This window comes from Cocleimonas flava, from assembly GCF_004339015.1.
Lineage (GTDB): Bacteria > Pseudomonadota > Gammaproteobacteria > Thiotrichales > Thiotrichaceae > Cocleimonas > Cocleimonas flava.
This window is the reverse complement of the sequence record NZ_SMFQ01000002.1, coordinates 371,389-393,946: the sequence shown is the minus strand read 5'-3', so window position 1 is coordinate 393,946 and position 22,558 is coordinate 371,389. Positions and strand designations below refer to the sequence as shown.

The window sequence follows — 22,558 nt, the reverse complement described above, 5'->3', positions numbered from 1 at the left end:
AATTAGTCTTTGCTTTTCAATATCTTTAGAAATGCCTGCACTTTTGCAGATCGGTGTAAATCACCATGTGTAACAAGCCAATGCCTGACACTCCATTCATCATTGGGAGGAAATATTTCTACCAGATCTGGGTTCAGTTTCGCTCTTTGTTCTGTCATGAAGCCTATTCCAATCCCTGATGCTAGAGCAAGCTCGAGTAGATTTGTATCAGTACAGCGAAACACAATATTCTTACTTGGAACATTGTTTTCTATCCATACCTGAAATTGCGGTTTACCTTTTTTGCTGTCTATATTTTCAAAACCAAGAAAGGAGTGCCCTGCAATATCCTCGATTGAGTTAGGTTTACCTTTTCGCGAGACATAATCTGCATGCGCATACATGCCGACAGGATGTGTGGCAAAGGCTTGAACAACATTATCTGGCTGATTGGGCTCAGGGCCTGTTCTAACCGCAATGTGGGCTTCGCCATATTCGAGTTTAAATAGTTTGTCACTGGTTAAATAGCGCACAGTTGTTTTAGGATTTTGTGCCTGAAAAATGCCAATAGCTGGCATCAATAACGGTGCGACAATGTTTAACGAGGTGACGATTAATTCTCCGGTGAGCTCTGTTGAACGTCCTTTACTCCGACCTACAAATTGATTGAACTGGTCATCAGTTGCTTGTGCCACTCGCATTAAATCTAAACCAGATTCTGTTGGAATATAACCACGTGTGTGTCTTTGAAAAAGCTTTTCACCTAACTCTTCTTCAAGCGCATCAATATGTCGCAGCACGGTTGCTCTGTGAACACCCAGTGCTTCGGCCGCGGCACTGATGGTCCCTAAACGCGCCACTTGATAGGCTGTTTTTATTTCATTCCATTTATTCATTTCACCACTATTGTAAAAGCTCTTCGATAATTTAATAAGTTGCAAAAATGCGCAGATTGGGAGCAATATTGCTCATTGAGCATATTTGTGCAACATATTAAGGTTGTTTTTATTAAAATACATTTTATTACCGAATAGGAAAACCCAATGAAAGTTTTAGCTTTTGCTGCATCAAGCAGTCGCCAATCAATCAATAAACAATTGGTGACTCATGCTGTCACTGTTTTAGAAAAGGAGATCAAGGAAAATATCGAAAGTGAATTACTTGATCTGAATGATTTTGAAATGCCGATCTACAGTATCGACCGCGAGAATGAAGGTGGTATTCCCGAGTTAGCTAAACAATTCTTTACTAAAATTGGTGAGGCTGAGGCATTAATCATTTCATTCGCTGAGCACAACGGCACCTACACAGCCGCTTATAAAAATATTTTTGATTGGGCTTCGCGCATAGATTCTAAAGTCTTCCAAGGCAAGCCGATGGTAATAATGTCTGCATCTCCTGGGCCTGGTGGCGCTGCAAGTGTTTTGAAAACAGCGAAAGAGTCTGCTCCGTTTTTTGGCGCAGATATCAAAGCGAGTTTTTCAGTCGCTTCTTACTACGATGTGTTTGATAGTGAGACAGGGCAGTTGGCTGATGCGGAGTTGAGTAACACATTACGTGAATCACTAGCCAAGCTTTAGTTTGGCTTTTATGAATGACTAACTGATTAAGATCAGGCAACGCCGTTAGCTAAGAGCAGATTTTATTAATTGTTGGTTTAATCGGTCGAGTCTTTCAGGCGTTCCAATATCTTGCCAATCACCATCAAAGTGTTCGCCAGTCACTTGCTGAGTTGTCATCGCGTTGCGTAACAAAGGCGCAAGCGGATGTTTGCCTGGCACTAAATCTTTAAATAAATCAGGGTGATAATATCCGATGCCACTAAAGGTAAAAGCATTGTCACCGCCATCCGCAACGATATTTTCTGTAAGAGAGAAGTCTCCTTCGGGATGTTGTGGCGGATTATTGACTAAAACGAGATGAGCAAGTGTGTCATCTTTAAGTGGATTTTCAGTTGAATAAGGAAAGTCACACCAGACATCGCCATTCACTACCAGAAAAGTCTCATCACCGAGTAACGGTAATGCTTTTAGAATACCGCCAGCGGTTTCCAGAGCGCCTTCTTGTTGCTCGTCTGAATAATGCAAAGACACACCATATTCAGCACCATCACCAAGAGCTTCTGGAATTAAGTCACCAAGCCAAGCGATATTGATGACGATATCTTTAAATCCGGCACGTTGCAGATTTTCAATGTGCCAAACAATCAGAGGTTTGCCGCCAACGTGTAGCAACGGTTTTGGCGTGTGATCAGTCAAAGGGCGCATGCGGGTTCCATGGCCAGCCGCTAGTATCATCGCTCTCATTATTTTTTTGCAGTCCCAATTTTTTCGGGAATCTTCCATTCCGTAAATAGATTAGCGAGTGGACGCGTCATAGGGTATTTATTCGCGACATTCATAAAGTACTCAAGCGTCAGCGGTAAATCATTGAGGTAATTAGCTTTACCATCACGATGATTCAATCTGGCGAAAATACCCAACACTTTTATATGACGTTGCATGCCCATGTAATCGAACCATTGGCTGAATGTCTCATCACTCACATCGTGACTCAAACCAATGTTAATCGCATCTTTTTTGAATGCTAATGCCCATTTGCTGACTTTCTCTATTGGCCATTTTATGTAGCAATCACGCAAAATAGAAACGAGGTCGTAAGTGATAGGGCCGAGCACCGCATCCTGATAATCAATCACTCCAGGGTTATCGTTTTCGGTAATCATCAGATTCCGCGAGTGGTAATCACGGTGTACGAATACCTGCGGTTGCTGTAACACGACAGCGGTGATCGAGTGGAGTGTTCTGTCGATGATTTTTTGTTGTTCGTCTGTCGGCGTAATGTCTAAATGTCTGCTTAAAAACCATTCTGGCATTAACTGCATTTCTTGAAGTAATAGCGCGTCATCGTACTCGGGTAAGCCATCTGTATTCGCTTGCTGAATGTTGATCAGACACTTGAGCGCATCGCCATAAAGCTGATCGGCCGTGTCATCATTTAACTTATCGAGATAAGGGGTATTGCCAAAATCTTCGAGTAATAAAAAGCCTTGTTCTAGATCCTGTTTGATAATTTCTGGTGCGTGAACTGCGGCATTGCGAAGACGCGTTGTAACATCAATAAACGGGGTGCAATCTTCCTGTTCAGGAGGCGCATCCATTGCAATGTAGGTTGTTCCATTCTCCATTGCATCAATGTTAGAGACTCTAAAATATCTACGGAAGCTGGCATCAGCAGACGCAACTTCAATCGTGGCATTTGGCCAGTCTTTCTTGATCCAGTCAGTGAGTAGTTGCAGGCGTGTATCGGTATTCATGAATAAGGTGATTACCTAAAGAACGTTAAAAAAAAGGGCTATAAGTAGGGGGGTGGCTTTGGCTTAAAAAGTCACTTTCCCTGTTTCTATTTTCGCATGAATACAGTAAAAAAATAGAGAAAGATTGTTCTACGAAACCCTGTATCAATACCCTGCATTACATCGAATTTAAGATTGCTTCATGCCAAGCTTTTTGAAAACGATTGCGGGAGGACAAAACCCTGTAAATGCTGACTGGATCATATTGGCACCAATAAATACGGTAAACCAAATGAAGTTAGGGTGAACAAAATAAGTCAATGCAACGCTGATTAAAACCATAACACCAGCAAAAGCGGTAACTGCATTATTAATAGTCATCGTATCTCTCCAGAACTATTTAGATGATAAATCAATAGCGAGACCTTTTTCGTTGAAGGTCTCGCTAAATATAAGTGTCTAAACAGCTTTTATGGTGTAAATACGGTGTAAATGATTTACTAAAAATACAGGACCAATTAGATCAGTATCTACATTTGTTTGATATTAAGTACGTTTTTCCACGTCAATGTATTCACGCGGCAATGCACCATCATAAAGCTGTCTTGGGCGTCCAATTCTAGACTCAGGGTCTTGAATCATTTCATTCCAGTGTGATATCCAGCCAACTGTACGCGACATAGCAAAGATAACAGTGAACATGTTTAAAGGAATACCCATTGCGAGCAATATAATACCCGAATAGAAGTCTACATTGGGATATAGATTTCGAGATACAAAGTAGTCATCCTCAAGAGCTATACGCTCAAGTTCCATGGCTGTTTCGAAGAGCTCTTCGTATTCATTGCCTTCGCCAAGGTGTTCGATTAGTTCATGGCACGTTTCACGGATAATAGTTGCACGAGGATCATGGTTTTTGTACACACGATGGCCAAATCCCATTAAACGGAATTGATCATCCTTATCTTTCGCACGGTCAATATAATATGCAACATCGTTATCAGATTCGACAATATCAAGTAGCATTTTAATTACAGCTTCGTTTGCACCACCATGAGCAGGCCCCCAAAGTGAAGCAATACCGGCACAAACTGCTGCGAATGGATTCGCTTCAGAACTACCTGTAAGTCTTACGGTAGATGTCGATGCGTTTTGCTCGTGATCTGCATGCAGAATCATAATTAAATCAAGCGCTTTAGCGAAATATGGGTCTGGGGTATACTCCTCAGTCGGCATACTAAACATCATGTATAAGAAGTTTTCTGCATAGCCTAAATGATTTTGAGGGTAGGTGAATGGTAAACCACTCGCGTAACGATAACTCCAGGCTGCAATTGTTGGCATTTTCGCAATAAGCTGGTGTGCCGCAATCATACGACTTTTTGCATTACGGATATCTATTCCTTCATGATAGAAAGAAGATAAAGCACCAACCACGCCTACCATGATCGCCATAGGATGAGAACGGCGTCTAAAGCCACTGTAGAAGCGTTTTACAGCCTCGTTCAACATCGTGTGGTAAGTAATTACGTGGGTAAATTCCATTAACTCTTCAGTGTTTGGAAGCTCACCATGCATTAATAGATAACATGTTTCCAAGAACGTACTCTTATCAGCAAGCTCTTCAATAGGGTATCCGCCGTATTGCAGGATGCCTTTCTCTCCATCGAGGAAAGTGATAGAGCTACGACAGCTGGCAGTAGATAGGAAACCAGGGTCATAAGTGAAATAGCCTAGATTACTGTAAAGGCCTCTAACATCAATAGTCGGGGTGCCATTACTAGGTCTAAGAATCGGTAATTCGATTGTCTTGCCAGTTGAATTATCTGTAACGGTAACTGTTTCTTTTTTGTCCATGTGTTTACAAATTGGCCTTAATTGAGTTAATAGAATGATTATTTTTTCGGATGAATTATAGCTGAAAATATTGATGTAGGTGGTCTCATCATAAGATATATACGTTATCATTAACGATTAGGATGTTAAATGATGTGGATATGAAACGGTTAATAATAGGAAGCTTGTTTTTTGCGCTTTTGGGTTTTGGTGCTCTGAAACTCATGTTTAGCGGGGTTGAAGTCAAGTATAAGGCGGCATTGCCGTGGCAAGTAAGCACCAAAGCAGATGGCACAACGCACATTCTGGGTGTCGATATTGGTGATACAACATTCAAAGAATTAATGTTTAAGCTTAAACTTTTAGCAGAGCCAGCGCTGTTTGAAGGCCCAGATGGCGACTTAACGCTCGAAGCTTATTTTGGAAAGAAGAAATTTGGGGTATTAGAAGCACGTTTAGTGGTTGAATTGGACGCCGATGAAGTTTTGTTGAAGAAGATGCTGAAAGAGCAAATAGACAAAGACTCTACGCCAAGTAATCACTGGAAATATGGTTTAAGCGTAGAAAATACTAAACTGGCTAATGATCTGCGTGTTTGGCGATTAATCTACTTACCCATCACCGACTACGAGCCAGCTCAAATGAAGTTTTTTGGTGAGCCCGATGAAAAGATTCAGGTAAGTGAGACGGCGCAATACTGGTTATATCCAAATCGCGGTATGGTGTTGTTGTGGGATACTGATGGTAAAGAAATCTTCTATTATGTCGCCAATAAAGACTTTGATAGGTTAAAGAAATCACTGCCTATGGAAGCGCAAGTACAGCGTTACTAAGTTGCGAGTACCATTAATCAAAATAAATTCTCTGAGCAGCATTAAATGACTAAACAACAGAATCCATTCTGGGAAGAAAAGACGTTAACAGAAATGAATCGCGATGAGTGGGAAAGCCTCTGCGATCATTGTGGTAAGTGCTGTCTGTTAAAACTTCAAGATGAAGATGACGAGAATGATGAAGCGGAATCGGTTTATTACACTGATGTTGTGTGCGACCTGTTCGATAAAAATGATGGTCACTGTACAGATTACTGGAACCGTGAAGTACTGGTGCCGACCTGTATCAAGCTTACTCAGGACAATCTTGATGATATTGAATGGTTGCCCCCGAGCTGTGCCTATCGACGAATATTGGAAGGTCGTGGTCTGGAAGATTGGCACCACTTGATTTCTGGCGATAAAAACACCATTCATGAAACGGGCAACTCTGCCATTGGTCGAGTTGTTTTTGAAAAGGATGTGGATGAGGATGAATTAGAGGAGCATATAGTCGAATGGCCGCTGAATTAACTTCTGTAAGACTGGATAAATGGCTGTGGGCATCGCGTTTTTTTAAAACACGCAAAGATGCAGTAGAAGCCATTAGTGGCGGAAAAGTACACCTGAATGGTGCGCGGGTTAAGCCATCTCGTAATGTACAAATCAACGATACCTTAGAGATTACCCGTAACAATGAAAAGTATCAGGTGACTGTTTTAGGGCTGAATGATAAACGCCGTCCTGCGAAAGAAGCGCAACTGCTTTATGAAGAAGGTGAAGCAAGCATCAAAGCCAGAGAAAGTGAACGAGAAATACGTCGTTTGAATAATGCCAGTGTGACCAGGCCTGATAAGAAACCAAATAAAAAAGAACGCCGTCAAATGGATAAGTGGCGCAGCCAGTAATCAAGACTTTCTAAAGTGTACCTTAGCCAATCCAATATCGATGAATTGCGAGAGAAAGTAGAACATGGTGGCGGGTTTCAAATAGCGCTTGTGCCGATGCAATCAGAAACCTTTCTGAATGTAAAGTTGGCGACAGATCAGCTTTATCAGGATTTGATCAATGAAGGTCTCACTGTTCTTGTCGATGATCGAAAGCAAAAACCGCAGAATAAGTTTGAGGTAATAGCATTTTTGAAAATACATCATCGCGTGGTTATTTCCAGTCGAAGTATTTCTGCTAAAGTTTACGAATATAAAGATTTGAAAACTGATGAGTTTGAGAAAATACCGCAAACTTCTGTAGTTGAATTTCTAAAAAAAAGGGTGTTTGACGCTCATAATAATTAGGTTTATAGTATTTAAAAGCGCCGATTTGATTATCAGCTTGCAGGCGCATAATAAATTTTGCTAAAGCGCGGTCAATGAATATTAAGAACCTGCTTTAGTGATTTCTACGCAGGTTTTTTTGTGCCTGTTGTAAATTCGAATTTTGCTAAAGCTGATAAATAATAAATGGATTAGATGAGCAGATGGACAAGAAAATAGATAAACAAAATAATGAATTTGAATTTGATACTTTAGCGATTAGAGCAGGTCATCACCGCAGCGATTATCAGGAAAACACTGAGGCGATTTTTACCACATCAAGTTTTGTATTTAAAAGTGCAGAAGAAGCCGCAGCGCGTTTTGGTGGTGATGAAGATGGCTTTTTCTATTCTCGCGTTTCAAACCCAACCATCAAATGTTTTCAGGATCGATTAGCAGCGCTAGAAGAGGGCGAGGCTTGTGTGGCTACCGCTTCGGGTATGGCGGCAATTTTAGCGACTATGCTTGGTGTGCTTAAAGCAGGTGATCATGTGGTTAGCTCACGTTCTATATTTGGTACCAGCACGGTTTTATTCACCAAATACATGGAAAAATTTGGTATCGGTTTTGACTTTGTCGAACTGTCTGATTTAAATGCATGGAAACAAGCGATAAAGCCTAATACACGTATTCTTTTTGCTGAAACGCCTTCCAATCCAATTACTGAGTTAGTTGATATTCCTGAGCTGGCGAATATCGCCCACAGTAATAATTGTTTATTGGTCATTGATAACTGTTTTTGCACGCCAGCGCTGCAAAAACCATTAAAAATGGGGGCTGATATTGTTATTCATTCGGCGACTAAATACCTCGATGGCCAAGGGCGATGTTTAGGTGGTGCGGTTGTCGGGAATAGTAAAATCGTTGGTGAAGACATTGCGGGTGTTTTACGCACTGGCGGAGTGGCGATGAGTCCATTCAATGCCTGGGTATTTACCAAAGGTTTGGAAACGCTCAACCTTCGGATGAAAGCACATTGTGAAAATGCGATAAAGCTGGCTGAGTGGTTAAACGAGCAAGATGCCGTAGAGCATGTTTATTATCCGGGGCTGAAAGATCATCCTCAGCATGAGCTAGCAAAGAAACAACAATCTGGTTTTGGTGGTATTGTTTCTTTTGTTGTAAAAGGCGGTAAAGAAAATGCGTGGAAGGTCATTAATAATACTCAGCTATTGTCGATAACGGCTAATTTGGGCGATACTAAAAGTACTATTACGCATCCTGCATCGACGACACATGGACGTTTGTCTCAAGAATTACGCGATGAAACGCAAATATCAGATGGTTTGATAAGAGTCTCTGTAGGTCTTGAAGATATTCAGGATATACAGAATGATTTGGCTAGAGGCCTGATTTAGTTTTCTTCGTAAAGACACCCCCCCCTACTTATAGGCACTTTTTAAGGAAGTCATTTGGTATGAATAACCACAAAGAAAATCTATTAGCTATATTTCACGCCGCTTTATCCTCTGTTGAAGGTAAGGCTGTGGTGAGTAAAGAGCTGGAAGCTGACAATGACCCTTATCCATACCCTGATGAGTTTCATGTAATCGCTATTGGGAAAGCCGCAGATTCAATGTATCAGGGAGTGCCTGATGATCGGGTTAAATCTGCTTTAGTTATTTCTAAACATGGACATATCAGCGCAGAAGTCGAACAGAATGAGAAAGTAATTTGCGTTGAATCTGATCACCCTGTACCAAAAGAAAATAGTATTAAAGCCGGAGAAGTCTTATTGGATTATCTTCGTGAATTACCAGAAGGAGAACCTTGTTTATTTTTAATATCAGGTGGTGCATCTGCATTAGTTGAGGTTTTAAACGAAGGCTGGGATTTATCTCAACTGCAGGAGCTGACGGATTACTTGCTGGCTAATGCCTATCCTATCGATCAAATTAATTCGATTCGACGTCGTTTATCTGCAATTAAAGGGGGCGGACTTTGGCGCTACCTTAACGGAAGGCCAGTAAATTGCCTGATGATTTCTGATGTGCCAGAAGATAACCCTGAAGTTATAGGTTCTGGTTTGCTATTTCTTGTAGATGAGAAAGAATTGCCTGATCTTCCTGAGCGGTGGAAAGATAAGTTGAATAAAATAAAGGCCCCAATGTGGGGGGGTGACTTTAATTGGAAGATAATAGCTTCTTTAGAGATTGCCAAAGAAGCAGCGGCGGTAAAAGCAAAGTCACTAGGTTATTCGTGCCAGGTAATTCCTGAATTTCTTGAAGATGATGCTTCAGTGGCTGCGATTAACTGCGTAGATGCTTTAAAAAATGAAGCGGGTAAGTTGTTAATCTGGGGCGGCGAGACAACGGTCAATTTACCCAGCAATCCAGGTTTAGGCGGAAGAAATCAGCACCTTGCACTGACGGCCGCAAAGTACATGGCGGGGCCCGATGAATGCTACCTACTCGCGGCAGGTACCGATGGAACTGACGGTTTGACCACTGCCACTGGAGCGATAGTCGATAATCACACTACAGAATTAGGCTTGTCGAAGAACCTTGATGTCGCAGATTATCTCGACAGAGCAGATTCTCACTCGTACTTCAAACAAACCGAAGGACTCATAACAACGGGAGCAAGTGGTACGAATGTGATGGATTTAGTTATTGGAATCTGCCCTGTTTAAGACTCTGGTTTCTTGATAGGGATAGGCTTTCGGTCTTCATCGATTGCAACATAAGTGTAAACCGCTTCAGTGACTTTAATGCTGTCATCTGATAATTGATCGCGTCTTACCCATGTTTCGACATGCACTGCAATTGAAGTTCTGCCGAGTCTTTCGGTTTCGCAATAACAGCTTACTTCATCGCCGACAAATACGGGTAAATGGAAAGTCATGGCTTCTACAGCTACGGTCACAACACGGGATTTTGAAAGTTGGCGTGCGTAAAAGCCTCCAGCAATATCCATTTGTGACATTAACCAGCCACCAAAAATATCACCGCTCGGATTAGAGTCCGCAGGCATTGCCAAGGTTCTTAGCGAGGTATGTCTATTGTCTTGATACGGGTTTTTTGTGATCATCTTTATTTCTGCTAAATCTAGGAGTTACGCACTTTACTTTATATTGGATTGTTGCGCATTCAAATATACAGAAATTTAAGGTATAAAAAATCATAAAAAAAGGCCCGCAAATGCGAGCCTTCTAACGTTTTATTTATATCAGTTGATTATGATTTAGCAGCGTTTTGTTGTGCAGCTTCAATGCGCTTAAGCATTTCTTCAGCTTGCTTAGCTTGTGCTTCCCACATTGCTTTAAGCTGTGTGTAGTCTTGAGTTTGCGCAGGTGCTGTTGCCATAGCAGGGTTGTAACCCGCTGGTGCGAATGATCCCGCAGGAGCGTAACCATAGTTGTTAAAACCGTTGCCATAGCCGTTAGTGTTAGATGAGTTGTAGCCGTTGCCGTAACCGTTTCCTGCCATGTTGCCGTAACCATTGCCGTTTGCTGCTGTGTTTCCAGAACCCTCGCCATTTCCACTTAGGTTACCTGCTGTGTCCATATCTGTACGGCCTTTGCCTTTAAAAGTGATAGAGAAATCTACTTCGCCATCAGCGTCGCCTTTAGCTGTGCCCCAACCATTTCCGTTTGCAGTGCCGTTACCAGCAGCATTTCCTGCAGTCGAGCCATTACCCGCAGCGTTACCGTATCCGTTTCCAGCACCGTTGCCGTTATTGAATCCATCAAACCAGTCAGCTGATGCAGTTCCAGCTAATGCTAATAATGTTGTTAATGTGATAGCTTGTAATTTCATGACGATCTCCTTGTGTGAGTAATTAAGTATTCAACTAAGTTCGAATATGAGTATATACTAATATACTTCTTTAGAGTCGTGCAACTTTTTTTACAAGTAATTTTCAAACCTTGTTTAAATGCCTATTGTGCAGGGGTTAAGAAGGTGTCGCAGAGTGAGAAAAATTCGTCAGCTTGCTGAATATGGGGTAAATGATCGCTGTTTTTTACAGTAGAAATAGTAGATTTTGGGAATAATGCTTTGATAATTGTGTGGTCTTGTTCGCGCATATAACGTGAATCGTCACCATCTATAAAGAGTGTTTCATGAGAAAATGTTTGCCCAGAAGTCGTGAATCCTGCAATTTTCAGATAGCCTTTAGCAATCTCCTGTACATCACTTTTCCAGCGGAAACCGTTATCCGATCCATCGACATCCTGTTTTGCACGCCTCAGATTTTTAATCATAAAGGCACGTTCAACTGCATCATCAATGGATAATTTAAGATGATCGTCGATTTCCTGACGAGAATTAAACGTTTCTACAGGAGCACCTAAGACTGCTTTTAAGGTTGTTTGATGCCATAAAGGGTAGGGACGTGGAGCGATGTCGACCACAATGAGTCGATTAATCAGGTCTAATCCCAATTCATCCTGAGCTAATGCCATTTGCATCGCAACTTTGCCGCCCATTGAATGCCCGAGTAGATCGAACTTGGGAATATTAAGGTGTTTTGCGAGTTTGATGACATCTTCATACATCTCACGATAACTCATTCCTTTTATATGAGGGGAATTACCATGGTTACGCAAATCAAGAATAATCACAGGTCTTTTAGCGGAGAGGCGTTGAGCCTGAGAGCGCCAGTTGTCCATGGAGCCGAATAAGCCATGAAGAATAATCAAAGGGAATTGCTTTTCCGCTTGAGGAGTTTCTCCTGGATAGATTTTATAATTGAGAATTTCGGTTTCTGGAGTTTGCATAATCTTTTGTAATATTTGTTTTGACTAAAAAGTTAAAACGTTCTTCCCATTTCTTCGACGTTATCGAGTATTTCAAGGCGCTCTTCATTACTGATGTTGGCGATATCGTAGTAGATCTCGTGTGAAACATCCTTGATGCCACAGAATGATAACGTTCCATCAGTGGTTGGTCTGTGTATTAATTGCAATGCGTCAGTATCTTCAAAATATTTTCTTGATCCACCTGCCGTAATCAGTACCAGAGCACGTTTATGCTTTAATAGACCTTTCACACCATCGCTTGAGTATTCAAACGCTAAGCCATTAGTTAAAACCAGATCAAACCAGCCTTTTAGCATGGCTGGACGGCCAAACCACCAAAGGGGATATATGAATATTAAAGAATCTGCCCATAATAGCTGCTCTTGTTCTTTCGCTATTTTGGACGGTATTTCTCCTTTATGTAGCTGATCAAGATCACTAGCACTAAGAATAGGATCGAAGTTTTCCTGGTACAAATCCTTTACTTTAATTGAGTGTCCGGCTTCTTTTAGGCCGGCAGAAACTTTATCCAATAACGCGTGATTAAAGCTTGCTGGATTTGGATGGGTGAAAACAATCAGTACATTCATTATAATAAGGTATAGTCTAATAGGGTGGCGCATTCTAAATCAGTGTACTTAATTGAGCAAATTCTTGCTCTATTTAGCTGTGATTGATACATTACGCGGTTTGTATTTTATGCTCTTTTTTAGAAGTAAAATAGTATAAGCTTATACACAAATAAATACGGGCGATCCACGTCCTTCATATTGGGGTCTTGATACTCTCAAGAATTGGAAAAATTTTCTATGTTTAAAGCATTCTTTAGCATGTTCTCTAACGATATATCTATCGATTTAGGAACAGCGAATACACTGATTTATATGCGTGGTAAGGGTATCGTCCTTGATGAACCTTCGGTCGTAGCTATTCGACAAGAGCGCGGCCCAGGTGGCCCGAAAAAAATTGAAGCTGTCGGTGTTGAAGCAAAAAAGATGCTGGGTAGAACCCCGGAAAATATTCAGGCTATCCGTCCGATGAAGGACGGAGTGATTGCAGATTTCACTTATACCGAGAAAATGTTACAGCATTTTATTGGAAAAGTAGCACCAAGAAGAATATTTGGCCCTCGTCCTCGTGTGGTTATCTGTGTGCCTTGTGGTGCAACTCAGGTTGAACGACGCGCAATCAAAGATTCTGCAATGGGCGCAGGTGCCCGTAAAGTCTATTTGGTTGAAGAGCCAATGGCTGCTGCAATCGGCGCAGGTATCCCAATCGATGAAGCTGTCGGTTCAATGGTTTTGGATATAGGTGGTGGTACTTCAGAAGTTGCGATCATGTCATTACGTGGCATTGTGTATTCAGCTTCTGTGCGTATTGGTGGTGACCGTCTTGATGATGCCATTATCAGTTATGTTCGTAGAAACTACGGCATGCTTATTGGTGAAGCAACCGCAGAAAATATCAAATGCAAAATTGGTTCTGCCTACCCGGGTAAAGAATTAATGGAGCTTGAAGTAAAAGGTCGTAACCTTTCTGAAGGTGTTCCACGAAGCTTTACATTAACCAGTAATGAAATTTTAGAAGCCTTGCAAGAGCCTTTATTCGGTATCGTAAGTGCAGTTAAAACAGCTTTGGAACAAACGCCGCCAGAATTAGGTGCTGATGTTGCGGACAGAGGAATTGTGTTAACCGGTGGTGGTGCATTGTTGCGCGATTTAGATCGCCTGCTTATGGAAGAAACCGGTATACCAGTAGTTGTTGCCGATGATCCATTAACGTGTGTAGCTAGAGGCGGTGGACGCATTCTGGATATGCTTGATGATGATGGTTTTGATTTTTGGGCTTCTGAATAATAAATATCTATAAAAATCAGGGATTCCGAGGGAGTCTGTTATTTATAATCTAGACAGAGACGATAGTAAGCAGCAAGGCTACATGATTAAGTTCGTGATTTTGGCTTTGATCTCTATGGCCTTTATGACTTTGGATTACCGAAAAAATAGGCTTTTGCCTGTTCGTACCGGATTAACCAAGTTTCTTATCTATCCCGTTCAATATACGGTTGATTTGCCTTATCGTTTAGCAAGTTTTACTCGAGAGTTTTTCTCTGATCATGATGAACTGTCTAAAGCGAATCGTGAGTTGCGCGCTTTGGTGGGTGTTTATGCAGCAAGAGACCAAAAGTACCATTCAATCGCTCGAGAAAATCAGCGCTTAAGAAGTCAATTGAGTGCAACCCCAGCTGTTCGCGAAAAATTTACCTTAACCGAAATCCTCTCTGTATCTTCAAATCCATTTAGTAAAAATGTGGTGATCAATAAAGGTACGGATGATGGAATTTTCGTTGGGCAAGTAGCCTTGGCGGGAAATAATATTTACGGTCAGACCGAGAGTGTTACACCTAATTCGGCTGTCATTATGCAGCTTACTGATGCAAAACATGCGATTCATGTGCGCAATGTAAGAACGGGTCAAGGAGCGTTGGCTGTTGGTACGGGTAAGATAAATCGTTTAGAACTAAAGCATGTTGAAACGAGTATGGATATCCAGACAGGAGATAAATTTGTTAGTTCTGGTTTAGGTCAGTTGTTTCCACCAGACTTTCCTGTTGCTATAGTTGATAGTGTTGCTTATAACCCGGGTGATTCGTTCATGAAAGTACATGCCACACCATTCACTGATTTTAGTAAAACCCGCGAGATTTTAATGATCTGGCGTGCTGACTATTCTTCTGAATTAGAGTCTACTAATAACATGCCAGAGCAAACAAACGGGGCAAGTAAATAAATTAATGGAAGAGATAAGTCCAAGATTTACGGGTGCGATTTTATTGTCTGTCGTTGTTGCATTTGCTTTGACCATTCTGCCTGTTAATGACGAATGGATTTTGTTTAGACCAGAATGGTTGGCACTGACCTTTATTCATTGGGGCTTGGTTTCGCCAAATAAATCTAGTCTGGTATTTGCCTGGTTTGTTGGTTTACTGATTGATTCTCTGTACGGCACTATTATGGGACAGCATGCTTTGGGCTTTACCATTGTCTTGTTTTTAACGTTGAGAATGCGTTCGCGTCTTTTGATGGATAGTTTTTTTCAGCAACTCTTCCTATTGTTTTTGGTGTTGGGTACTTATTTGCTGATCAATCTCTGGATTCTGGGGATTACAGGAAATACGCCAGAAGGTTGGGGTTACTGGTATACCGTATTCAGTAGTCTATTGATCTGGCCTTTGTATCACTACTATATGCGTTTATATCATGCGCAAAAGAAGTCATTTTAATTGAGAAATAAACGCCCCAAAGTAGGGGGGTGACTTTCATGTTAATGCTGTTTCTGTCTTCTTGATTGTAATCTACAGAGTCATTATTTATTGAGTAAAAGAGTGATGTCATCGGTTTCGATGTAGTCTATGCCATCTTTTTCTAGCCATATCTTCGCAGTTTCAATGTCATTGATGGAATACACCATCCATTCCCATGTTCCTTGCCAATATCCGGATTCAGGAAATGATTCATAAGGGCAAAGCATGTAATCGGGCTTTAGTTTATTTGCGATGTCTTTGTGTTTGGCAATGTAATTATTAAAAACGAGGCCAATTTTTATATCGCTAAATTGTCTGATGTATTCAAGCGCGGCCACGCTGTAACTAATCACCGTAATATTATGACTATAAGGTTTTAGTTGAGTTAAAAGTTTTTTCATAACGGTTTTTAATCCCCAGTGTTTTAGGCTTTTGAGTTTTACTTCTATTAAATAAGTCACGTTGGGGTAGCTTTTCAGCAAAGCTAAAATTTCATCCAGAGACGATGTGTAGGTCGGGTAGTGTTTATCTGAGAATTGATTGGGTTCGTGGATGCTCAGACTTTTCAATGTCTCGTTAGTAACATCAAAAACGGATATATCTTTGTCCGACATTCTTTTGAAGTCTTCATCATGAAAAACAATGATGGTCTTGTCAGCGTTCATTTGTATATCGAACTCAATGAATTGCGCGCCAGCTAATAACGCTGATTCTATCGCTGCGTAGCTGTTTTCTGGGTGGTTAGTGTTATCGCCGCGATGCGCAATAAGCTTGTTTTTATCTAAAATGTGATTCATGGTTTTCTTCGAGACCTAAGGTTAATGCTCTAGTTATAGTCAATATTGATATTTTTTACGGTATTTTTTTAGGGTTTGTTCACACTCATAGTTATACGCGTTAGAATTCGCACCCACATGAATACTAAAAAGCCATATAGGGAAATCCCCTACAATTATACGTCTTTCTCAGATAAAGAGATTATTTTACGCTTACTCGGTAAGCGTGCCTGGGAAATTCTGGAAACACTTCGTGAAAGAAGAACGACAGGGCTTTCTGCGCACATGTTGCTGGAAGTGCTGGGGGATATGTGGATAGTAAAGCGTAACCCCTATATCCAGGATGATTTACTAGAAAATGAGAAGCGTCGTTTTTCTTTAATTGAGACCAAGCGTTCACGTTTAAAGCGAATTAGAGACAGAGCGGAAGGTAATGAACTTACTTTAGAGCTAATTGATATTGCTGATAAAGCAGTGGATGAATTTGCAATCTGGTTTGCTGATTATTTTGCGCTGCGTAAGCGAGCAAAACGTAAATTCCGTGCGATTACTCGCAAAGACAATATCCAGTTTGATGGGTTGGCGCGTGTCTCTCATGTAACTGATGCGACTGACTGGCGTGTTGAATACCCCTTTGTGGTTTTGACGCCAGATACTGAAGAAGAAATTGCTCAACTGGTTCAAACAAGCATTAAGCTTGGTCTCACCGTAATCCCAAGAGGTGGTGGAACAGGGTATACCGGCGGTGCAATTCCTCTGGATGCAATGAGTGCTGTGATCAACACAGAAAAGCTTGAAACTTTAAGTGAAGTGAGAAAACGCACGGATTTACCGGGTGTTGATCAGGAAGTAGCGGTTGTCAGAGCGGATGCGGGTGTTGTTACACGTCGTGTGTCCGACTTGGCGGCAAGTACTGGTTTGGTGTTTGCAGTAGATCCAACGTCACAAGATGCATCTACGATTGGTGGCAATGTTTCCATGAATGCGGGCGGTAAAAAAGCTGTCATGTGGGGAACTGCGCTGGATAACTTATTATCCTGGAGAATGGTAACACCGGATGCGGAATGGCTTGAAGTCGTTCGACTCAATCATAATCTGGGTAAAATTCACGATCAGCAAGAAGTTAGTTTTCAAATTACCCGATTCGAGCAAGATGCAAAAACGCAAAAAGGCGATGTTGAAATTCTTACCTTGCCTGGTCAGTTCTTCCGTAAAGTGGGTTTGGGTAAGGATGTTACCAATAAATTTCTGGGTGGATTACCAGGAATTCAAAAAGAAGGCTGTGATGGTTTAATTACCTCCGCTGAATTTATCTTGCATCGTATGCCTGATCACACACGAACCGTGTGTATGGAATTTTATGGCACTGATTTACAAGAAGCTGTTCCCGCCATTGTAGAAGTAAAAGATTATCTGGATGGCAACGAGCACGTATTATTGGCTGGTTTGGAGCATCTTGATGAACGCTATGTAAAAGCTGTTAAATATACGCCAAAAGCAGCGCGTGGTTCATTTCCTAAAATGGTTTTGATTGCCGATATCGTTGGTGATGATGAACAGCAAGTGGCAAAAGCCGCTTCACGAGTTGTAGAACTAGCTAATGCGCGAAATGCTGAAGGTTTTGTTGCAATAAGTCCTGAAGCACGTAAAAAGTTCTGGGCAGATCGTTCTCGAACGGCAGCGATTGCTGCGCATACGAATGCCTTTAAGATCAACGAAGACGTGGTAATACCGCTCCATAATCTTGATAAATACAGCGAAGGTATCGAGCGCATCAATGTGCATCAATCAATTTCAAATAAGCTTGAGTTGATTGATACTGCATTAGATGTTTTTACTGGCGAAAATCCAGAGCTGGATAAAAAATTAAGCCAGGCAACCGATAGCGAAGATAATCTGGCGATCTTGCAGGCCAAGAAAGATCTGGCGATCAATCATTTGTCGAGTGTCCGCAAGCGCTGGCAGGCAATTTTAGATAAGTCTGAAGAAAGTGCTAAGGCGCACCCTGAGTTGCTCTCTGTTCAAGCGCAGGAGAAATGTAAGGACGATGATAAGATCATTAATCTGCTTTTAAGGCGTGATCTGCGTATTTCTTATAAGCGAGAAATCAAAAGACCACTAGAAGATATTTTCGTCGGTCAGGATTTAAAACCATTGCGTGATGAGGTGCATAAAGTACACGAACAAGTGCTTTCCAAGCGATTATTCGTTGCGCTTCACATGCATGCTGGTGACGGTAATGTGCACAGTAACATTCCAGTAAACTCAAATGATTACGAAATGATGCAAGAAGCAGATCATATCGTTGATCAGGTAATGGAATTAGCGCTGTCTCTGGACGGTGTTATTTCTGGTGAGCACGGTATCGGTCTGACAAAAATGCATTATCTGCCAGATGCGGTCATCAATGAGTTTGCTACTTATAAAAATGAAGTAGATCCTAATGGTCATTTTAACCGTGGTAAATTAATGCCGGGTTCGGGTTTGCAGGATGCTTATACGCCTTCATTGCGTTTGGTAGAAAGAGAAGCGTTATTGCTTGAGCATAACGAACTTGGCGCGTTGAATGATGATATCAAGGATTGTTTGCGTTGCGGTAAATGTAAGCCAGTGTGTACGACTCATGTGCCACGAGCGAATTTGCTTTATTCGCCGCGAAATAAAATTCTGGCTACAGGTTTGATGCTCGAAGCGTTTTTGTATGAAGAGCAAACTCGCCGTGGTATTTCAATGCGCCACTTTGAGGAAATGAACGATGTGGCTGACCATTGTACGATTTGTCACAAATGTTTGAGTCCGTGTCCGGTTAATATCGATTTCGGTGATGTTACTGTTCGTATGCGCCATATCTTGCGCGAACGTAAGCAAAAGAAAACCAATATTGTGACTTGGGCGTCAATGGCATTCCTTAACGTCAAAGATCCAACGACCATTAAGTTAATGCGTGCCGGTTTAGTTCAGCTTGGGTATAAATCTCAACGCTTCGGACATACGATTTTCAAGCGTTTGGGTCTGTTAAAGTCTAATCAAAGGCCTTCTGGGACCACTGGTAATGCAGGTTTAACAGAGCATGTTATTCAGTTCGTTAAAAAACCGATGCCAGCGCATGTGCCGATGCGAACCACTCGAGCAGTGTTGGGCTTAGAGGATGATAAAACGGTACCAATCATCCGTAACCCCGCTTTGAGTAAAGCTGAGCGTGGGGATTCTGTATTCTATTTCCCTGGTTGTGGGTCGGAGCGTCTGTTCTCGCAGATTGGTATGGCTACAATAGCGATGCTCTATGATACGGGTGCAACCACTGTGCTGCCTCCAGGGTATTTGTGTTGTGGTTATCCGCAAACCTCAAGTGGCGATATCGATAAAGGTACTCAGATATCTACAGAGAATCGCGTGTTATTTCATCGTATTGCGCAGGCGCTAACTTATCTGGAAATCAATACAGTCATCGTTTCTTGTGGTACCTGCATGGATCAGTTGCTCAAATATGAATTTGAGCGAATTTTCCCAGGTTGCCGCTTGCTAGATATCCATGAGTATCTGCTGGAAAAAGACGTTAAGTTAGAAGCCGTTGATGGTATCAAGTATGTTTATCATGATCCATGTCATACGCCGATTAAGAATTACGATCCAACCAAGCTAACCTCTGAACTTATGGGGCAAGAAGTCGCATTGTCTGATCGTTGTTGTGGTGAAGCAGGAACCTTTGCGGTAAGTCGTCCTGATATCGCAAGTCAGTTACGTTTTAGAAAAGAAGAAAGTCTGCGTGAAGGTATCGTCAAACAAACGGGTGAAGATACGGCTAAAAACGGCAATGTGAAAATTCTTACCAACTGCCCAGCATGTCAACAAGGTTTATCACGCTATGCAGATGATACGGGAATGGATACGGACTATATTGTCGTTGAAATGATGAAGCATATGCACGGTGAAACGTGGCAGAATCAGTTTGTCGAGAGAGTAACTAAAGGCGGGATTGAAAAAGTTCTTCTTTAATATCTAAAAATATAGAAAAAAGGCCTAAAAGGTGGGGGGTGTCATTTAATATGACATCCCCCACCTTGTAGGCGTATTTCTAGCCATTCATTTGTACTAACTCAGAAACCTCAAGCGTTCCACCAATTTTCTGAAACGGGCAAGTCTGAGAAATTTTCACTGCTTCTTCGATTGATTCTGCTTCAATCACAGTGAAACCTGACATTGCTGTTGTGCTTCCAGCTTCAGTTTGTCCGTCAGGGTGAATCACGTGCGTGTCTTTTAAAGGGTTCGCAGCGCTAACGATCGCATCGCCTAAGCCAACTAGCCAGTTACGGTATTCCTCGAAATGTTTTTTTCCTTCTTCTGGATTAGAAGGTTGGTTGCCACCTAAATACACCAACATAAATTTAGCCATTTGAATTCCTGTAGTTTGTTATTGATATCGGTTAAAAATATTCTCAATATTGATTGCGCAGAAAGATTGATTTATTTACAACGCCTTCTTTGAGAATTTTTCCTTTTTGTTCGAGCCAGAACTTGGGGCGTTTAGCTAATTTTCTTGCTTCTTCGGCGCTCTCGGGTCTCTTATAATTAAGTATATAAGAGTGAGAGGAATTATAATTATAAGTTAGCACAACTGGAGGGGATCGCATGATGTTTGCCATATCTGTTTTTCTATTCCAGTTATCAATGTATTCAAAAACAATCGAATGTTGTCCTTTAGGGAGCCTGATCGTGTAAGTCCCGTCTCTGAAGTCAGCCATTTTGATCTTTTTATTATCGATTATTCTAATCATTAACTCAGCAGGAGCTATAAGAGTGACTTCTCCTTCTCCGAAGTTTCTTTTTTCTTTCAATGGAGAAGAGCAGCCTGATATGTTAGTCAGAAAGATAGTAATGATTGCTATTACACTCAATAGTTTTGTATATTTTCTTATCATGCTTCTTTGATCTTCAAACCTTAATAAATAGAAGCAAGGATTCTAAATTAATCAATAAGTCATATCTATTAAATTCAATAAATTACTATCTATGATAAGTATGTATGAATACTTCAATCTGCGGAAGCTGATGCTTTTAAATTTAAATATGCTGGAAAAAGCTATAAAAGTAGGGGGGTGTCTTTTCTTATCTCGAATCTCGCCTATAATACGCACCTCGAGATATCAGACTAAAAATTAAGAATCTAATATGAAAAATTTTATTGAAGAATTACGCTGGCGCAACATGATTCATGATGTGATGCCAGGAGCTGAAGAACATTTGATGGAAGCGGTTCGCAGTGCCTACGTTGGCTTTGATCCTACAGCAGATTCTTTACATATAGGAAATTTGGTTCCGATCATGCTGCTTGCGCATTTCCAGCGTTGTGGGCACAAGCCTATTGCATTGGTGGGAGGCGCTACAGGTATGATAGGTGACCCTTCGGGGAAATCTGCAGAACGCAATTTGCTGGATGAAAAAACGCTGCGTCATAATCAAGAATCAATTAAAAAGCAGCTTGCGCATTTTCTTGATTTTAATTCGGATACCGAAAATGGTGCAGAATTAGTCAATAACTACGACTGGATGAAAGAGTTTTCGTTTTTAGACTTCATTCGTGATGTGGGAAAACACATAACCGTCAATTATATGATGGCTAAGGATTCAGTAAAAAACCGTATCAAGCCAGAAACCGAAGATGCCGGTGGTACTGAAGGAATGAGTTTTACCGAATTCACTTACCAGCTTGTGCAAGGTTATGATTTCTTTCATCTATTTCAAGAAAAAAACTGCACATTGCAAATGGGTGGCAGCGACCAGTGGGGTAATATTACTACGGGTACTGAGCTTGTTCGCAGAATGGGACGAGGCAAAGCATACGCTATTACCACGCCATTAATTACGAAAGCCGATGGTTCCAAGTTTGGTAAGAGTGAAGGTGGTAATGTCTGGTTATCTGCTAAATATACCTCTCCTTATAAGTTCTACCAGTACTGGTTGAATTCAACAGATGTCGATAGTGAAAACTTTATTCGTATTTTTACTTTTTTGGGTAAAGATGAGATTGAAGCCCTTATTGCAGAGCATAATGAAGCACCGCATTTGCGTTTGCTGCAAAAGCGTCTGGCGAATGAAATTACAGCAATGGTGCATTCCGAAGAAGAGCTGGAAAAAGCAATTCAGGCGAGTGGTATCTTGTTTGGGAAGTCGACCAGTGAAGATTTGAAAAAGCTTGATGAGCAAACCTTCCTTGATGTGTTTGATGGCGTGCCTAAAGCCACAGTGCCAGCTTCTGCGATCGTGGATGGTTTGGATATTGTTGCTGCATTAGCCACGGATACAGGTTTCTTAAAGTCAAATGGCGAAGCGCGTCGAGCACTTAAAGAAAATTCTATCTCTGTTAATAAAGAGAAGGTGGAAGATGGCTATCAAATCACCAATGCTGATCTGATTAATGACAAGTTCGTGTTATTGCAGCGTGGCAAAAAGAATTACTTTGTGTTGTGTGCAGAGTAAGGCGGGTCTTCTTGAAAAGGGTATA

Annotated in this window: 24 protein-coding genes; 12 read left to right on the top strand and 12 right to left on the bottom strand. The window is 41.3% G+C overall.

The features are described from left to right. Positions 1-2 precede the first annotated feature (2 nt). Positions 3-875: a LysR family transcriptional regulator gene (locus EV695_RS01870; protein ID WP_131904216.1), complete on the bottom strand. Its 873-nt coding sequence runs from the start codon at positions 873-875 to the stop codon at positions 3-5. A gap of 147 nt (positions 876-1,022) precedes the next feature. On the opposite strand from EV695_RS01870, the gene EV695_RS01865 reads away from it, so the two are divergent. Beyond that, positions 1,023-1,559, top strand: coding sequence for an NADPH-dependent FMN reductase (locus EV695_RS01865; protein WP_131904215.1), 537 nt, complete (start codon positions 1,023-1,025; stop codon positions 1,557-1,559). 45 nt (positions 1,560-1,604) lie between these two features. Here EV695_RS01865 and murU read toward each other — a convergent pair whose 3' ends face one another. The 4 genes from murU to EV695_RS01845 all read right to left on the bottom strand — a co-directional run bounded on the left by murU (position 1,605) and on the right by EV695_RS01845 (position 5,131). Next, complete coding sequence (gene murU, locus EV695_RS01860) at positions 1,605-2,285, bottom strand: N-acetylmuramate alpha-1-phosphate uridylyltransferase MurU (protein WP_131904214.1); 681 nt, start codon at positions 2,283-2,285, stop codon at positions 1,605-1,607. Then, positions 2,285-3,295, bottom strand: a complete 1,011-nt coding sequence (locus tag EV695_RS01855; RefSeq protein ID WP_131904213.1) for an aminoglycoside phosphotransferase family protein — start codon at positions 3,293-3,295, stop codon at positions 2,285-2,287. Before EV695_RS01855 ends, murU begins: the two co-directional genes overlap by 1 nt. 168 nt (positions 3,296-3,463) lie before the next feature. Next, on the bottom strand, positions 3,464-3,655 hold the full coding sequence (locus EV695_RS01850; protein WP_131904212.1) for a YgaP family membrane protein: 192 nt from the start codon (positions 3,653-3,655) through the stop codon (positions 3,464-3,466). Positions 3,656-3,820: 165 nt separating this feature from the next. Beyond that, positions 3,821-5,131, bottom strand: coding sequence for a citrate synthase (locus tag EV695_RS01845; protein WP_131904211.1), 1,311 nt, complete (start codon positions 5,129-5,131; stop codon positions 3,821-3,823). Between the two features lie 140 nt (positions 5,132-5,271). Here EV695_RS01845 and EV695_RS01840 point away from each other — a divergent pair, with 140 nt between their 5' ends. From EV695_RS01840 to EV695_RS01815, 6 genes are all read left to right on the top strand, one after another. Next, positions 5,272-5,943, top strand: coding sequence for a hypothetical protein (locus EV695_RS01840; RefSeq protein WP_131904210.1), 672 nt, complete (start codon positions 5,272-5,274; stop codon positions 5,941-5,943). A gap of 45 nt (positions 5,944-5,988) precedes the next feature. After that, complete coding sequence (locus EV695_RS01835; protein ID WP_131904209.1) at positions 5,989-6,456, top strand: YcgN family cysteine cluster protein; 468 nt, start codon at positions 5,989-5,991, stop codon at positions 6,454-6,456. Further along, complete coding sequence (locus tag EV695_RS01830) at positions 6,441-6,830, top strand: RNA-binding S4 domain-containing protein (protein WP_131904208.1); 390 nt, start codon at positions 6,441-6,443, stop codon at positions 6,828-6,830. Before EV695_RS01835 ends, EV695_RS01830 begins: the two co-directional genes overlap by 16 nt. Positions 6,831-6,845: 15 nt before the next feature. Continuing rightward, on the top strand, positions 6,846-7,217 hold the full coding sequence (locus tag EV695_RS01825) for a His/Gly/Thr/Pro-type tRNA ligase C-terminal domain-containing protein (protein WP_131904207.1): 372 nt from the start codon (positions 6,846-6,848) through the stop codon (positions 7,215-7,217). Between the two features lie 182 nt (positions 7,218-7,399). After that, entirely contained in the window at positions 7,400-8,593 is a 1,194-nt protein-coding gene (locus EV695_RS01820; RefSeq protein WP_131904206.1) for an O-succinylhomoserine sulfhydrylase, read from the top strand. Positions 8,594-8,652: 59 nt separating this feature from the next. Continuing rightward, positions 8,653-9,867 carry a glycerate kinase type-2 family protein gene (locus EV695_RS01815; RefSeq protein WP_131904205.1) on the top strand — a complete coding sequence of 405 codons (1,215 nt, stop codon included), beginning with the start codon at positions 8,653-8,655 and terminating at the stop codon, positions 9,865-9,867. On the opposite strand, the gene EV695_RS01810 is transcribed toward EV695_RS01815, so the two are convergent. From EV695_RS01810 to EV695_RS01795, 4 genes are all read right to left on the bottom strand, one after another. Beyond that, on the bottom strand, positions 9,864-10,265 hold the full coding sequence (locus EV695_RS01810; RefSeq protein ID WP_131904204.1) for an acyl-CoA thioesterase: 402 nt from the start codon (positions 10,263-10,265) through the stop codon (positions 9,864-9,866). The genes EV695_RS01815 and EV695_RS01810 overlap by 4 nt on opposite strands. Before the next feature lie 146 nt (positions 10,266-10,411). Next, on the bottom strand, positions 10,412-10,993 hold the full coding sequence (locus tag EV695_RS20240; protein ID WP_207906920.1) for a hypothetical protein: 582 nt from the start codon (positions 10,991-10,993) through the stop codon (positions 10,412-10,414). 122 nt (positions 10,994-11,115) lie between these two features. Then, entirely contained in the window at positions 11,116-11,955 is an 840-nt protein-coding gene (locus EV695_RS01800; RefSeq protein ID WP_131904203.1) for an alpha/beta fold hydrolase, read from the bottom strand. Positions 11,956-11,987: 32 nt separating this feature from the next. Further along, positions 11,988-12,566 carry an NAD(P)H-dependent oxidoreductase gene (locus EV695_RS01795; protein WP_131904202.1) on the bottom strand — a complete coding sequence of 193 codons (579 nt, stop codon included), beginning with the start codon at positions 12,564-12,566 and terminating at the stop codon, positions 11,988-11,990. A gap of 219 nt (positions 12,567-12,785) precedes the next feature. Here EV695_RS01795 and EV695_RS01790 point away from each other — a divergent pair, with 219 nt between their 5' ends. The 3 genes from EV695_RS01790 to mreD all read left to right on the top strand — a co-directional run bounded on the left by EV695_RS01790 (position 12,786) and on the right by mreD (position 15,259). Continuing rightward, positions 12,786-13,832, top strand: a complete 1,047-nt coding sequence (locus EV695_RS01790) for a rod shape-determining protein (protein ID WP_131904201.1) — start codon at positions 12,786-12,788, stop codon at positions 13,830-13,832. 82 nt (positions 13,833-13,914) lie between these two features. Then, positions 13,915-14,766: a rod shape-determining protein MreC gene (gene mreC / locus EV695_RS01785; RefSeq protein WP_131904200.1), complete on the top strand. Its 852-nt coding sequence runs from the start codon at positions 13,915-13,917 to the stop codon at positions 14,764-14,766. Positions 14,767-14,770: 4 nt separating this feature from the next. Then, positions 14,771-15,259 carry a rod shape-determining protein MreD gene (gene mreD, locus EV695_RS01780; protein ID WP_131904199.1) on the top strand — a complete coding sequence of 163 codons (489 nt, stop codon included), beginning with the start codon at positions 14,771-14,773 and terminating at the stop codon, positions 15,257-15,259. An 83-nt stretch (positions 15,260-15,342) separates the two neighbouring features. Here mreD and EV695_RS01775 read toward each other — a convergent pair whose 3' ends face one another. Then, on the bottom strand, positions 15,343-16,077 hold the full coding sequence (locus EV695_RS01775; protein ID WP_131904198.1) for a glycerophosphodiester phosphodiesterase family protein: 735 nt from the start codon (positions 16,075-16,077) through the stop codon (positions 15,343-15,345). A gap of 117 nt (positions 16,078-16,194) precedes the next feature. Between EV695_RS01775 and EV695_RS01770 the strand changes: the two genes are divergently transcribed. Next, positions 16,195-20,052, top strand: coding sequence for a DUF3683 domain-containing protein (locus EV695_RS01770; RefSeq protein WP_131904197.1), 3,858 nt, complete (start codon positions 16,195-16,197; stop codon positions 20,050-20,052). Positions 20,053-20,131: 79 nt separating this feature from the next. Here EV695_RS01770 and EV695_RS01765 read toward each other — a convergent pair whose 3' ends face one another. Then, positions 20,132-20,449 (bottom strand): YciI family protein, encoded by a 318-nt coding sequence (locus EV695_RS01765; protein WP_131904196.1) that lies wholly within the window; start codon positions 20,447-20,449, stop codon positions 20,132-20,134. Positions 20,450-20,492: 43 nt separating this feature from the next. Next, positions 20,493-20,975 (bottom strand): DUF2057 family protein, encoded by a 483-nt coding sequence (locus EV695_RS01760; protein ID WP_131904195.1) that lies wholly within the window; start codon positions 20,973-20,975, stop codon positions 20,493-20,495. 250 nt (positions 20,976-21,225) lie between these two features. Between EV695_RS01760 and tyrS the strand changes: the two genes are divergently transcribed. After that, positions 21,226-22,533, top strand: coding sequence for a tyrosine--tRNA ligase (gene tyrS, locus EV695_RS01755; RefSeq protein WP_131904194.1), 1,308 nt, complete (start codon positions 21,226-21,228; stop codon positions 22,531-22,533). Positions 22,534-22,558 lie beyond the last annotated feature (25 nt).

Coding starts and splice junctions, on each gene's coding strand:
- EV695_RS01865 (WP_131904215.1), top strand. CDS start 1,023: ATGAAAGTTTTAGCTTTTGCTGCATCAAGCAGTCGCCAATCAATCAAT.
- EV695_RS01845 (WP_131904211.1), bottom strand. CDS start 5,131: ATGGACAAAAAAGAAACAGTTACCGTTACAGATAATTCAACTGGCAAG.
- EV695_RS01840 (WP_131904210.1), top strand. CDS start 5,272: ATGAAACGGTTAATAATAGGAAGCTTGTTTTTTGCGCTTTTGGGTTTT.
- EV695_RS01810 (WP_131904204.1), bottom strand. CDS start 10,265: ATGATCACAAAAAACCCGTATCAAGACAATAGACATACCTCGCTAAGA.
- tyrS (WP_131904194.1), top strand. CDS start 21,226: ATGAAAAATTTTATTGAAGAATTACGCTGGCGCAACATGATTCATGAT.
- EV695_RS01855 (WP_131904213.1), bottom strand. CDS start 3,295: ATGAATACCGATACACGCCTGCAACTACTCACTGACTGGATCAAGAAA.
- EV695_RS01820 (WP_131904206.1), top strand. CDS start 7,400: ATGGACAAGAAAATAGATAAACAAAATAATGAATTTGAATTTGATACT.
- EV695_RS01795 (WP_131904202.1), bottom strand. CDS start 12,566: ATGAATGTACTGATTGTTTTCACCCATCCAAATCCAGCAAGCTTTAAT.
- EV695_RS01775 (WP_131904198.1), bottom strand. CDS start 16,077: ATGAATCACATTTTAGATAAAAACAAGCTTATTGCGCATCGCGGCGAT.
- EV695_RS01850 (WP_131904212.1), bottom strand. CDS start 3,655: ATGACTATTAATAATGCAGTTACCGCTTTTGCTGGTGTTATGGTTTTA.
- EV695_RS01815 (WP_131904205.1), top strand. CDS start 8,653: ATGAATAACCACAAAGAAAATCTATTAGCTATATTTCACGCCGCTTTA.
- EV695_RS01830 (WP_131904208.1), top strand. CDS start 6,441: ATGGCCGCTGAATTAACTTCTGTAAGACTGGATAAATGGCTGTGGGCA.
- EV695_RS01760 (WP_131904195.1), bottom strand. CDS start 20,975: ATGATAAGAAAATATACAAAACTATTGAGTGTAATAGCAATCATTACT.
- EV695_RS01790 (WP_131904201.1), top strand. CDS start 12,786: ATGTTTAAAGCATTCTTTAGCATGTTCTCTAACGATATATCTATCGAT.
- mreD (WP_131904199.1), top strand. CDS start 14,771: ATGGAAGAGATAAGTCCAAGATTTACGGGTGCGATTTTATTGTCTGTC.
- EV695_RS01800 (WP_131904203.1), bottom strand. CDS start 11,955: ATGCAAACTCCAGAAACCGAAATTCTCAATTATAAAATCTATCCAGGA.
- EV695_RS20240 (WP_207906920.1), bottom strand. CDS start 10,993: ATGAAATTACAAGCTATCACATTAACAACATTATTAGCATTAGCTGGA.
- EV695_RS01835 (WP_131904209.1), top strand. CDS start 5,989: ATGACTAAACAACAGAATCCATTCTGGGAAGAAAAGACGTTAACAGAA.
- EV695_RS01770 (WP_131904197.1), top strand. CDS start 16,195: ATGAATACTAAAAAGCCATATAGGGAAATCCCCTACAATTATACGTCT.
- murU (WP_131904214.1), bottom strand. CDS start 2,285: ATGAGAGCGATGATACTAGCGGCTGGCCATGGAACCCGCATGCGCCCT.
- mreC (WP_131904200.1), top strand. CDS start 13,915: ATGATTAAGTTCGTGATTTTGGCTTTGATCTCTATGGCCTTTATGACT.
- EV695_RS01765 (WP_131904196.1), bottom strand. CDS start 20,449: ATGGCTAAATTTATGTTGGTGTATTTAGGTGGCAACCAACCTTCTAAT.
- EV695_RS01870 (WP_131904216.1), bottom strand. CDS start 875: ATGAATAAATGGAATGAAATAAAAACAGCCTATCAAGTGGCGCGTTTA.